Below are 12,927 nucleotides of genomic sequence, written 5' to 3'. Positions count from 1 at the left end.
TTGATAATGTGTAAAATGTGGGTATTTGTATGACGTGATAATTAAAGGATTATGATATAATGGCATGAATAAAAAACAGAGAGAGGGACTTCGATTGGAAAATAGAAAAGAAGTTTTTTCATGGATAAAAGCGATCGTGATTGCAGTCATTCTAGCTTTTTTAATTCGAACGTATATTTTTGCACCGATTGTCGTGGACGGTGAGTCAATGATGCCGACCCTGCAAGACCACGAACGGATTGTTCTTACCAAGTTTGGAACGAATATCGATAGTATCGACCGGTTTGATATTGTCGTTTTTCATGCAACGGCAGATAAAGATTATATAAAAAGGGTTATCGGTCTTCCAGGTGACCATATTGAATATAAAGACGATACGCTTTATATCAATGGGAAAGCTTATGAAGAACCATACTTGGACAAATATAAGAATCAGATGGCAGGAGTGCCGCTGACTGAATCCTTCAAGCTCGAAGACATTACAGGCAGCATGACTGTGCCGGAAGATCAGCTGTTCCTTATGGGGGACAATCGCCAAAATAGTTTGGATAGCCGTGAAATCGGCACGATTTCCGTCGATGAAATTGTAGGCAAGGCGAATCTAGTGTATTGGCCGATCAATGAAATAAAGATTGTGAAATAAGAAGGAGCGGACTCAGGTATAGAGTCCGCTTTATTGTTGCCTCTGTTCATTCCATTGTCATACAGACCTTTCAACAAAAAACGTGTCCATTCTTCTTTTTTTTCTTTTTTTTATGAAAATCAACTCATTTGGGTTAAATTAGGTTATCCTATTAAAAAGAAGTAATCACGTTAACCAGGCCCGCATAAGAAATTGGATTACTTTAAAAAAGGGTGCTGAGATGGAGTACTATAGATGGATATAGTAAAAGATTTAATATCAAACTATGGTTATTTTGCGATATATGGGCTGTTGGCCATTGGGATTATTGGCTTGCCGGTACCTGATGAGTTCATGATGACTTTTGTCGGCTATTTGTCATCCATCTCCGTTTTGAATGTCCAGGGAGCATTCCTTGTCAGTTTCCTTGGATCGATATCCGGGATGCTTTTCAGTTATTTCATCGGGAAAAAGGTAGGGAAGCCTTTTTTGAGGAAGCATGGCAAGTGGATCAAAATGACCCCCGCGAGGTTGGAAAAATTGGAGAAATGGTTCAATAAATACGGCCCTTGGACCATTATCATAGCCTATTTCATCCCAGGAGTCCGTCATTTCGCCAGTTACATTTCCGGTATGAATGGAATGGGGAAACGAAAGTACTTTATATTTGCAGGTGCAGGGGCTTTCAGCTGGTGTTTGGTATTTACGACTTTTGGCTATTTCATTGGTGTGTTAACGTAACTCATTACAATTTAAAAAATATTTTTATTGATTCAGAAAATCCCGTTTCTGTATTTTTAGAAACGGGATTTTCCATTTCTGCCTTATAATTATTGAACTGAGTATCCACCGTCGATGACAAGCTCGGCACCAGTTACGTATGATGCCTCATCGGATGCTAGATAAAGCACGGCATTTGCAATATCCGCCGGCTGACCCAAACGTTGTAATGGAGTTGCCTTGATCATTTGGTTCACTAACTCTTTTGACTCTTCTAATTTTTGCGTCATTGGTGTTTCGATGATACCAGGGAATACGGCATTGACTCGGACGCCCATGCGGCCATATTGCGTTGCTACAGCCTTGGAAATAGCACGAACGGCACCTTTTGAAGCAGAATAAGAGTTTAAGCCCATTCCGATTTGAGCAGTAAAGGAAGAAATGTTCACGACTGCCCCTTTACCTTCTTTAGCCATGTAAGGAACAACGTGTTTCATTCCAAGGAATGGTCCAAATCCATTGATGCTTAACATTAGCTGCCAATCGGCCAATGACGTATCGTTAATGCCTTTTTCCGTTGAGATACCGGCATTGTTAACCAAAATGTCGATTTTGCCATATTTAGCGATAACTTCATCCGTCATCTTTTTCCAGCTTTCGTCTGAAGATACATCAAGTACAGTTCCATGGACGTTATCCAATTCATTCACAACAGCCAGAGCTTTTTCATTGATATCAGCAGCAATGACTTGTGCTCCTTCTTTTGTGAATAGGTCGACCATTTCCCTGCCCATACCGGATGCTCCGCCAGTGATAATGGCTACTTTATTAGTCAATCTTCCCATCATGATCACTCCTAATTGGTTATAACGATGAATATATGTTCAAGTATAGTTCAAAGGTTATATTATCAACGAGCAATACTATAACTCCTTCAAGAATCCATCAAGCATTTTATTTTCCTGCTTGCGAATTTCCTTTTTCTTGCTGGATAAAAAATATGCATGCATGTCTGTAAAAATTGGACTTCCCATAACCGCTGCAGGTTGAGAGCGTTATCAATCTTTTAATCTTCAAAATTGATACCGTAGATTATGAATATCTAAAATAGCTTAATCCGTTCTATTTGAAACGATTCACAAGTAATCTTGTAGAGGCATCGTATGCATGTTGGAGAGCACCATATGTTCAATTCTAGTGATCAAAAGGGTATACTGCAAATTTTTGTACTTTGAATACAAAGTTTTATAACATCATTCCAAATCTAATTTTTCAGAACTTTTCTGTACATAGGAGGTCATCATTTTATGAATAACAGAATGTATCTTTCCTTGGCGATCCCGCTTACGATTTCGACGATGAGTACGCCCTTGCTCGGTGCGGTCGATACGGCTGTGGTTGGAAAGTTGAGCGATCCCGCTTATATTGGCGGGGTAGCTGTCGGAACCATTATTTTTAATACGATGTATTGGCTTTTTGGTTTTCTTCGGGTCAGTACATCTGCCTTTGCTGCACAAGCGGAGGGGGCAAGGGATGAAAAGCAAAGCCTGATGGCCTTGATTCGGCCTTTTTTCATAGCAGCGATCATCGGTCTTCTTTTTATCATGATCCAAAAGCCCATTTTAAATGTCTCGTTAGGCGCAATCGGTCCGGAAGCGGACGTTTCCGCCTTTGCCGCAGATTATTTTGGCATCCGGATATGGGGTGCACCTTTTGCATTATTGAACTATGTCATCTTAGGCTGGTTAATCGGGAAATCCAGGATAAAAACATCTTTGTTCATACAAGTTTTCATGAACGTGGTCAATATTGTCTTATGCCTCGTTTTTGTAAATGGCTTTTCATGGTCTGTATCAGGGGTTGCTGCCGCTTCATTGATATCAGAGATTGCCGCTTTTTTACTGGGCTTGTGGGTGATCCGGAAAGCGGTCAATGTACCGGATTCATTTTCATTCCGGGAGGGGTTCGATCGTTCTTCCCTGAAAAAAATGATGGTGGTCAACAGGGATTTATTCATCAGGACCATTTGCCTGATCACGGTTTTCAATCTTTTTACGGCCAAGGGAGCCACTTTCGGGACAGAGACACTGGCAGCCAATGCCGTACTCATTCAAATCCATTACCTGATGGCCTATTGCTTTGATGGCTTCGCGAACGCGTCGAGTCTTCTGGTCGGGAAGGCGATTGGTTCGAGAGATATAAATCTTTATAAAAAAACGCTCTCACTATCGGCGCGATGGGGCTTGTATGCTTCGTTCACACTTGCCGCATCTTACTATCTATTCAGCGATGAGGTCATTCTCCTTTTCACGGATATTCCAGGTGTTATCGAACTGGCCCATGAATATGGACTTTGGATAGTCCTATTCCCATTCAGTGCCTTTATCGGACTCATTTTTTATGGAGTGTTCACGGGTGCGACTGAAGCCGTTCCTGTCAGGAACTCAATGCTTCTGGCACTATTGGCTTTTCTAATTGTCCAATTCTTTGCAGTCCCGCATCATGGCAATCATGGATTATGGCTTGCATTCCTGGCTTTCAGTTTAGGACGTTCCGTGTTTTTAGCATTATACATCCCAAGGCTAAACCGAAAAGTAACAAAGCTTATGGATGCCGATAGTTTAATGAAATCATCTTCTTTTTAAAAAAAGAGGGTGTTTTTTATTTATGTAAGGGATTTTATCGGTAGTTTGACGGTAGCGATAATACGGGAATATGGAGAAAAGGTAGCAACGTTTGGCGAATCAGGTAGTAAAAGTGATAAAATGAAAAATATATATAAAAGAGGAGTTGTCATATTTTGAGTGAATTGAATTGGCGAGAAGAAGTGGAAAAACGGAAAATGGACTTATTACTGGATACACAAAACTTATTGAAAATAAAAAGTGTACTGGATGAAGAACAACCGACAGAGGAAGCCCCATTCGGTAAAGGGGTGAAGGAAGCGCTTGATTTCATGCTTCAATTAGGCGAAAAAGACGGTTTTACTGTGAAAAATGTCGATAATGTCGCTGGTCATATTGAAATGGGTGAAGGCGAGGAGTTAATCGGGATATTATGCCATGTCGACGTGGTACCTGAGGGAGATGGCTGGAGTTCGGATCCGTTTGGCGCGGAAATCCGCAATGGCCGCATATATGCTCGCGGGGCAATCGATGATAAAGGGCCGACGATGGCTGCCTATCATGCGATGAAGCTGGTCCGGGAGCTAGGGGAACCTTTGAACAAACGTGTGAGGATGATCATTGGAACCGATGAAGAATCGAACTGGCGCTGCGTTGACCGGTACTTTGAAGTGGAGGAAATGCCCTCGATCGGCTTTGCACCAGATGCTGACTTCCCGATCATCAGTGCGGAAAAAGGAATCTGGGACTTCTCGATTATACACCCTGCCGATGCAGGAAATGGCACGAATTCAAACGTGAATGTTATGGAATTTTCTTCAGGTCGAAGGACGAATATGGTACCGGATTTTGCTACGGCCATCGTGGAAGCGGCCAACCCTGCTGAAGTGGCGGCAAACTATCAGGATTATTTGCAAAAATACTCATTGAGGGGCCAAGCCGTTCCGCAAAAAAATCAAGTTCTGCTTGAAATGAATGGTGTCTCGGCACACGCGATGGAACCGAAAAATGGAAAAAATGCAGGTCTATATTTAGCAGCATTTTTAGCTGATCTTACTCTTGATCCGCATGCGAAAGCCTACTTCACTTTCATTAAGGATCGTTTGTTTGAAGATTCCCGCGGAAATAATTTAAGTGTGGCTTATTCGGATGAGCAAACAGGTGAACTGACGCTCAATGCCGGCGTTTTCAATTATTCGAAACAAGGGGACAGCTCGATCGGTTTCAGTATGCGATATCCGGTGACGTTTGAGTGGGAACAGCAAAAGGCGGCATTGGAAGAAAGGCTTGCGGCATATAATTTGAAAGTGAAGTCCAATTCGCATTCGACTCCACATTTTGTGGACAGTGAAAGCTTCTTGATTAAGACGTTGCAGGAAGTTTATGAAGCGGAGACAGGTGACAAAGCTGAACTCCTTTCGATTGGCGGCGGCACCTATGCCCGTTCATTGAAAGAAGGCGTAGCATTCGGCCCGCTTTTCCCTGGAAGCGAAGACATTGCGCATCAGAAAGATGAATATATTGATATTGAAGATATGCTTAAGGCTACGTCCATTTATGCACGTGCCATTCATGAATTAGCTAAATAAGAGGCAAAGAGGGAGAAAAGACATGGGAAAAATCATTTTTAACGGTGACCTTAAAAGCAGGTCCGAAGTAAAGGTAGATATTGAAGACCGGGGATATCAATTCGGTGATGGCGTCTATGAAGTCGTCCGGGTTTATAATGGCGAATTATTTGCGGGGGATATGCATCTGAACCGGCTGATGGACAGTGCGAAGTTGATTCAGATGAAAGTTCCCTTTACTGTAGCGGAAATCAAAACCCGCATGAAAGAGCTGATCGCTGAAGATCAACTGAAGGACGGAATCGTCTATATGCAGCTGACAAGGGGAGTATCTCCGCGTACACACTCTTTTCCAACTGCTGAGGTGGAACCGGTCTTTGTTGCCTATACCAAGGAAATGCCTTATACAGGAAAAATGAAGCCAGGGGTCAAGGCTGTTACCACCGAGGATATACGCTGGCTGCGCTGTAATATCAAGAGTTTAAATCTACTTGGTAATATAATGGCTAAACAGCAAGCGGCCGAAGCCGGCTGTGATGAAGCGATCCAGCATCGTGATGGTACGGTGACGGAGGGAAGTTCGTCCAATGTCTCTATCGTGGTGGATGGAACACTTAAAACGCATCCGGCCACAAACTTGATCCTGAATGGAATTACCCGCCAGGTGATGCTGAAACTTTGCGCTGATCATGGGATTCCCTATGTCGAAGAAGCCTTCACCGTCGAGGACATGATGGCAGCCGACGAAGTCCTTTACACCAGCACAAGCGTTGAAGTGACACCAATTATTAATATCGATGGCCAATCGATTGCAGCTGGGGAACCCGGTCCGATAACCCAAAGACTGCAGAAACTGTTTTCCGAGGAAATCGAGAAGCAATGCGGTTCCGTTAAATAGATAAAAGCCCCTTTGCACTATTGGCAAGGGGGTTTTTTATATGTGTAGTCGGAGCCGAGATGGCCATCTCCAAATCCCCGTTCACATTAATTACATCCTTATGCAGTCCTCCTTTTTTGACATTTTGAAAAACCAGGAATATACTTGCTAATAACCTAAAAAGTTTACCTGTTGCAACAATTTGAGTTGCGTGTAAAAAGGAGTAGGAATAGATATGTCCGATGTGTTGCATCAAGCTTCTTCGAGAGGAATAAAAAAACTTCTACCCTATCTAGGGCCTGCCTTTATAGCAGCTGTGGCCTATATTGATCCAGGGAATTATGCGACCAATATTACAGCCGGATCTAAATATGGCTATACGTTATTATGGGTTATCTTCGCATCCAATTTAATGGCTGTGCTAATCCAATCACTATCAGCTAAATTGGGGATAGCCACTGGAAAGAACCTTCCAGAGTTATGCAGGGAAAAATTTTCGAAAAAAACATCCTTCTTCTTATGGATTCAGGCCGAAGCCGTCATAATGGCAACCGACCTGGCTGAATTCATAGGAGCGGCACTAGGGATTTATTTACTATTTGACTTACCGCTTATCACATCGGCAATAATTGCCGCGATTGGTTCCTTTGCCATTTTGGAAATCCAGCGCAGGGGTTATCGAACATTCGAAGCTTTGATCACGGTCATGATATTTGTAGTTGTAATAGCATTTGGTGCTCAAGTTTTTTATGCAAAACCTGACACTTCAGCCGTAGTTTTAGGACTCTTCACTCCAAAATTCGAGGGAGTGGACAGTATTTTACTATCGGCCGGTATGCTTGGAGCCACCGTTATGCCACATGCGATTTACCTTCATTCTTCTTTGATTCAAAGAAGAATAGTCGGAGTAAATGATTTTGAAAGAAAAAGGATTTATCGTTTTGAGCTCATTGACATTGTCATCGCCATGTTGATTGCAGGCGCGATCAATGCCGCCATGGTCATTGTATCAGCTGCTCTATTTCATAAGAATGGAGCACTAGTTGAGGATTTGGATGTTGCCTATCAACAATTCGGGGCCATGCTTGGACCATCAGTCGCGATGTTCTTTGGAATTGGACTTTTATTTGCCGGCTTATCCAGCTCATCCGTTGGTGTAATGACCGGTGATGTAGTCATGCAGGGATTCATTAAAAGACATATAACAATTTATTTAAGAAGGGTCATTACCACCGTTCCGCCCCTGCTCATAATATTATGGGGAGTGAATCCCTCCAAAGCACTTGTGATGAGCCAAGTTATACTCTCATTTGGCATCGCGTTTGCCCTAGTGCCCTTGATCATGTTTACAAGCAATAAAAAAATCATGGGCAACCTGGTCAACCATAAAATCACCTCGAGCGTCGCTTGGCTTATAGCTGTACTTATCATTGGACTGAACTTGTTCCTGCTTTACGAAACACTGTTCAGTTAAAAGAAGCAGGGAAGGACCAATCTTTGGTCCTTTTTTGTTAGATTTTTTGCTGTGTGTTTCGTGTATCCGACCCTTGCGCGGAATAATCCGACCCAGTGAGGGGATAATTCGACCTAGCGCGGAAAAAATACGTCATGGACTTCGTTCAGAGTATGGAAGGTAGGAATATTCCTGATGGAGGGAATATTTATTAGGAAGCCCAAGAAAAGGTATATGCAATGGGAATTATGGTAAAATTAAAGGGAAAACAGGAAGGAATGTAAGTGACCATGAATACTCATTTTTTCTTTGCTTTAGTATTGCCTGATGATATTAAGGCTTATTTAAATACTGTTACGGAACAACTGAAGCCAGAATTTCCATTTAAGAAATGGCTGCATCCAGCCGATTATCATATTACGATGGCATTTTTGGGCAATGCTCCCGATACATTGAAAGAGGATGCCATGGGCCGTGTGGAAAGCGAGCTTGCCAATGAGGCTTCATTCGGCTTGGAACTCGGCGATATCGGCGGTTTTGGCAAGAGTGAGAGCCCAAGGATTCTATGGGCAGGCGTCAAGCGGCAAGATAGGCTTTTTGCCATCCAAAGGAAAGTCTATAATTCTTGTATCGAAGCGGGTTTTGAACTTGATAAAAAGCCGTTCAAGCCTCATATTACGCTGGCAAGAAAATTCGAGGGGGATCGTCCCTTTTCGTTGGAGAGCGTCCGCCAGATAGCGAATTTGGAGGATAAGCATTTTGAAGCAGATCAGGTTGCGTTATATCAAACACATCTTGGAGCCTCCCCTTCATACGAGAAGATTTTCACGATAAACCTTCAAAAATAGAGAAAGATGGGTGGTGGTCGAATGGCACAGCTCATAAAGATGCAGGATTATATTTCCCGGTATGAGCAGGATATTTATCGTTATCCAACACAATTTGCACGGTTGAAAAAACAGCAATGGGATAAATTGAAGGCTGCTTATCATGCGGGCGAGCTAGATCGGTTGTACAGCGAACATACTGAAAGTGAAACACAGGTCAAATTTGATCCGTCCCAGGAAGAGTCAAAGGGCCTGTTTAAAATGGTGAAAGGCATATTCCACCGGACAGGCAAACAGGAGGCAGAGGAAGAAGAACTGCTAATACCGAACCAGATTGAAGATACTAATGTTTTTTCATTAAGGTTTCCGTACCGTCCGGCCAGTCAGGATGAATTAAAGCAAAATTATTTAAATCAATTGCTCCGCTTTCAGATGAAATGGGGGAGTTCGACGCTTCGTGAAAAGTCATTTGTGGACCAATCATTCTTTTTGGATGAGAGGCTCCGCTTTTTTCTGCAGCGTTTTCCTGATACGTTTCTCGTATTATATAAACCTATCTTTCTATTGAAAAATGCGCCTGTTGAAGTCGAAGTCATTTTATTGACTCCTGTTGATGCTTGGTGCATCACTTTTCTGGAAGCGGAAGAAGACGCTGCATTCATCGGTTCCAGTGATCGGTTCTGGGTCCGCAGGCATCATAAGCATCCTGATAAAAAAGTGCTCAACCCTTTGTTGGGTGCAAATCGGATGACGAACATCGTCTCCCAGTTATTTGAGCTATATGAAGTGAACATGCCGATTAAAAAGGTGATTTTATCCCGGAATGGATATGTCGATTATCCCGAAGCACCTTATGATATTACGATATTGGATAAACGGACCTTCCCGGAATGGTTTGAAAGGATGCGGGCAATATCGTCTCCTCTTAAGGCACAGCAGTTAAAAGGGGCGCAGGCATTGCTTGAATATTGCCAAACTACATCCAGCCTGAGACCTGAATGGGAAGCCGAATATAACCAAACAGAAGGAAATGAGCATGCCGCACCTTAATGAAACGGTGTATTTCCTGTCAATTCAATGGCTGGAAATGAAGAGAGTTTGAAGATTTGGAAAAAGGCCGAGGAAATACTGAAATCAAAAGCTGTTCCCCATGAGGTGTTTTTTACACGGGAAAAGGGGCATGCGCTAGGATTGACGAAGGAAATTCTTTCAGGGACGAATCAGGATACCCGGGTGATCGCTGTCGGGGGAGATGGCACGATTAATGAAATCATAAATGGCGCCATTGGTTTCCCTCACGCTATCATCGTCTCCCTTGCGGCTGGATCCGGCAATGATTATGTAAGGGGCATTCAAAAAACTGATAGTGTGGAAGAAGCCCTTTCTTTATTCCAGGATAATGCCTTTAATGCCATTGATATTGGACAGTTTGAGACGAATGGCAAGGTTGGTTATTTCGTGAACAGCCTGGTAATGGGCATTGATGCTGAAATTTCCGATGAAGCAGACCGTTCCCCTCTGAAAAAATGGTTTAATTTTGTCAGAGCGGGTAATTTAATTTATCTGTTCATTTTTATAAAAAAGTTATTTTCTTACAAGCCCAGCTGCATGGAATTGATCTTTGATGGAAATCGGCATCTTTTGAAAAAGGTTTGGTTCATCGTCATTGCGAACCAGCCCTACTTTGGCGGTGGAATGAAAATTTCACCGATGTCGAAGGTGGATGATGGCAGGTTAAACGTGATTGCGGTCCATGATATTACTTTGTTGAAATTATTGACCGTCTTCATCACCGTTTTATGGGGCGGTCACCTAAACATTAAAAATGTTGATTCTTTTTCTGGTAAAATGATAAAAATGAAGAATCAAGGGTCAGTAAGAATCCAGTCTGATGGAGAAATTGTTGGAATGGATTTAAGTAGCTGCAGTCGTTCTGAAAGAGAAAATGCGCGTCATGTTCAAGGGTGATATCCCACACAAAAATATGAAATGATTTATTTGTTTTTGTTTTATGCGTATAATCGTTTTATAGTACTTGACGAAGAAACCGTTTTTCAACTAAAATTTAATTTATGGCTATTGTTTAATTGCTCAATAGCTATTTTTTTATTTCTCTAAAATGAGGATGTTTTTAATTGCGGGTATCATCCCGATGCAAGTATATATGCAGCTTCGCCAGCAGGCGGATTTTTTATAAAACATGGACTCAAAGTAGTGGTAATACATACACTAGGTGAACGTACCCACATTTGTATGATTAAGCGAGGAAATCGAAGGTGAACCAGTTGGAACATTTATTAGGTCAGGAGTGGGATATATCCCCTGCTGGAGGAGCTACGGGAGAAGCCTTTATTGCCGAGAAAGAGGGGCAGAAGCTCTTCCTTAAACGAAATTCATCGCCATTTTTAGCTGTTCTTTCAGCTGAGGGCATTGTTCCGAAGTTAATGTGGACAAAGCGCCTGGAAAATGGGGATGTAATTACGGCCCAGCATTGGATGGAAGGCAGGGAGCTATCTCAGCAGGAAATGAACAATATAAGAGTCGCAAAGCTGCTTCAAAAAATTCATCAATCCGATCCTTTGTTAAGCATGCTCAAAAGGCTTGGGAAATCCCCTTTACGACCTGAAAGTATACTTACAGACATAGAAACCGGGTTATCTTCGGATGTTACGGATATTCCGATTATCAAGCAGGCCATCCATTTTTTACAGAATAATCTCCTGTTGATTGAGTGCGACGAAAAAGTCGTCTGTCATTGTGATGTGAACCATAATAATTGGCTCATGACCGAAACCGATGGATTGTTCCTGATTGATTGGGACGGAGCGGTCATTGGCGATCCGGCCATTGACCTCGGCATACTCCTGTATTCATATGTCCCAAGGGAAGAATGGAATCAATGGCTTGCCCGCTACGGCAAAAAGCTAGACGCAGGCCTGGAGATGAGGATGAAATGGCACACGGTTTCACAACTTGTGCTTTCCATCCAATGGCATCATCGCAGAAAGCGGTACGAGGAAAGAAATGAATTACTGAAAAAACTTGAAGCATTATTGATGGTTGGCTGATCAGAATTGATCTATATCATCCACCCACTGGGACAACTCGTTCTGGTGGGTTGAAATATGTGCATCTAAATCGGCGGTACCGATGCCAGTCTGGCTGTATTCGTAAATCTCTGTCAGTATCGTTTTCACATTGCTGTCAATGTCCATATTGATCATTAAGGATTTGACGAGCCTTTCAACCTGTTCACATTCAGAAACGGATCCGCAGCAGTCTGATTGATGATTGGTCAATATATCTTTCAATAATGAAATTTGATGTTCATTGGAAAGCGGCATATAATACCTCTCCTTTCTTAAATATGGATTCAAGGGATTCCCAGGTGGTTCCCGCCTGCCCTTCACTTATTTATGGTGTGTTTTGCGGAAAGTTTTATACATGAAAACTACAGAGACTGTCGCCTGGATGGCCGGCAGTTTTTTTATTTGTTAAGTCGGTGCATGCAGGCTTTTTCCTGAAAAAATCAACTTGCAGGAATCCATCCACTCGTGTTATGGTTTGAACGATTATATTATAAATAGGGGTGTCATCATGCGTTTAAGAAATAAACCTTGGGCTGAAGACCGTTTGAATGATTTTCCACAATATGTAATTCATCAGCCAGTGAGCCATAAAGGTAAATGGAATGAAGTTTTCGGTAACGATAATCCGTTATATATTGAAGTGGGTACGGGCAAAGGCCGTTTCATCACAGAAATGGCAAAAGCCCATCCTGATGTGAATTTTATTGGAATTGAAGTATATGGAAGCGTCATTGTAGCTGCATTGGACTTGCTGATTGAAGCGGATGTTCCAAATTTAAAGCTGTTGAATGTTGACGCAGCGAACTTAGGGGACTATTTTGCAAAAGGTGACGTGGATCGCGTCTACTTGAATTTCTCAGATCCATGGCCGAAATCACGTCATGCAAAACGTCGGTTAACGTATAAGACCTTCCTCGAAGTATATGAAGGCATCCTGCCAGACAAAGGTGAGATTCACTTCAAGACTGATAACCAAGGGTTATTCGAATCTTCCTTGAAAAGTATTTCCGAATACGGCATGCTCTTGAAATATGTAAGCCTTGATCTGCATAACAGCAGTTTTGAAGGCAATATCATGACTGAATATGAAGAAAAGTTCTCGAGTAAAGGCAACCGGATATACCGTTTGGAAGCAATGTTCCAATAA

Annotated in this window: 14 protein-coding genes; 11 read left to right on the top strand and 3 right to left on the bottom strand. The window is 42.3% G+C overall.

The window, feature by feature from the left end; genetic code table 11:
• Window positions 1-94: 94 nt before the first annotated feature.
• Window positions 95-643: a signal peptidase I gene (gene lepB, locus J7E52_RS16665; protein WP_286197819.1), complete on the top strand. Its 549-nt coding sequence runs from the start codon at window positions 95-97 to the stop codon at window positions 641-643.
• Window positions 644-877: 234 nt separating this feature from the next.
• Complete coding sequence (locus tag J7E52_RS16660; protein WP_214748729.1) at window positions 878-1,363, top strand: DedA family protein; 486 nt, start codon at window positions 878-880, stop codon at window positions 1,361-1,363.
• 89 nt (window positions 1,364-1,452) lie between these two features.
• On the opposite strand, the gene J7E52_RS16655 is transcribed toward J7E52_RS16660, so the two are convergent.
• A complete protein-coding gene (locus J7E52_RS16655; RefSeq protein ID WP_214749057.1) occupies window positions 1,453-2,187 on the bottom strand; it encodes an SDR family NAD(P)-dependent oxidoreductase in 735 nt (244 codons plus the stop codon).
• A gap of 408 nt (window positions 2,188-2,595) precedes the next feature.
• On the bottom strand, window positions 2,596-2,730 hold the full coding sequence (locus J7E52_RS27460; RefSeq protein WP_396020290.1) for a hypothetical protein: 135 nt from the start codon (window positions 2,728-2,730) through the stop codon (window positions 2,596-2,598).
• On the opposite strand from J7E52_RS27460, the gene J7E52_RS16650 reads away from it, so the two are divergent.
• From J7E52_RS16650 to J7E52_RS16615, 8 genes are all read left to right on the top strand, one after another.
• Window positions 2,674-3,987 carry an MATE family efflux transporter gene (locus tag J7E52_RS16650; RefSeq protein ID WP_396020289.1) on the top strand — a complete coding sequence of 438 codons (1,314 nt, stop codon included), beginning with the start codon at window positions 2,674-2,676 and terminating at the stop codon, window positions 3,985-3,987. The genes J7E52_RS27460 and J7E52_RS16650 overlap by 57 nt on opposite strands.
• Window positions 3,988-4,142: 155 nt before the next feature.
• Entirely contained in the window at window positions 4,143-5,555 is a 1,413-nt protein-coding gene (gene pepV, locus J7E52_RS16645; protein ID WP_214748723.1) for a dipeptidase PepV, read from the top strand.
• Between the two features lie 22 nt (window positions 5,556-5,577).
• Entirely contained in the window at window positions 5,578-6,432 is an 855-nt protein-coding gene (dat, locus tag J7E52_RS16640; RefSeq protein ID WP_214748720.1) for a D-amino-acid transaminase, read from the top strand.
• A 214-nt stretch (window positions 6,433-6,646) separates the two neighbouring features.
• A complete protein-coding gene (locus tag J7E52_RS16635; RefSeq protein ID WP_214748717.1) occupies window positions 6,647-7,885 on the top strand; it encodes an Nramp family divalent metal transporter in 1,239 nt (412 codons plus the stop codon).
• Window positions 7,886-8,154: 269 nt separating this feature from the next.
• Window positions 8,155-8,712 (top strand): RNA 2',3'-cyclic phosphodiesterase, encoded by a 558-nt coding sequence (thpR, locus tag J7E52_RS16630; RefSeq protein ID WP_214749054.1) that lies wholly within the window; start codon window positions 8,155-8,157, stop codon window positions 8,710-8,712.
• 21 nt (window positions 8,713-8,733) lie between these two features.
• Window positions 8,734-9,741, top strand: a complete 1,008-nt coding sequence (locus J7E52_RS16625; protein WP_214748714.1) for an NERD domain-containing protein — start codon at window positions 8,734-8,736, stop codon at window positions 9,739-9,741.
• Window positions 9,742-9,768: 27 nt separating this feature from the next.
• The gene (locus tag J7E52_RS16620) at window positions 9,769-10,659 is read left to right on the top strand and encodes a diacylglycerol/lipid kinase family protein (RefSeq protein ID WP_286197818.1); all 891 of its coding nucleotides are present in this window, start codon (window positions 9,769-9,771) and stop codon (window positions 10,657-10,659) included.
• 317 nt (window positions 10,660-10,976) lie between these two features.
• A complete protein-coding gene (locus J7E52_RS16615; RefSeq protein WP_214748708.1) occupies window positions 10,977-11,759 on the top strand; it encodes a phosphotransferase family protein in 783 nt (260 codons plus the stop codon).
• On the opposite strand, the gene J7E52_RS16610 is transcribed toward J7E52_RS16615, so the two are convergent.
• Complete coding sequence (locus tag J7E52_RS16610; RefSeq protein ID WP_214748706.1) at window positions 11,760-12,035, bottom strand: YtzH-like family protein; 276 nt, start codon at window positions 12,033-12,035, stop codon at window positions 11,760-11,762.
• A gap of 253 nt (window positions 12,036-12,288) precedes the next feature.
• On the opposite strand from J7E52_RS16610, the gene trmB reads away from it, so the two are divergent.
• On the top strand, window positions 12,289-12,927 hold the full coding sequence (gene trmB / locus J7E52_RS16605; RefSeq protein ID WP_214748703.1) for a tRNA (guanosine(46)-N7)-methyltransferase TrmB: 639 nt from the start codon (window positions 12,289-12,291) through the stop codon (window positions 12,925-12,927).

It is taken from the genome of Bacillus sp. ISL-34 (assembly GCF_018613325.1).
Classification (GTDB): Bacteria; Bacillota; Bacilli; order Bacillales; family DSM-1321; genus Peribacillus.
The sequence above is the reverse complement of the archived record's forward strand: the minus strand, read 5'-3'. Positions and strand labels throughout refer to the sequence as shown.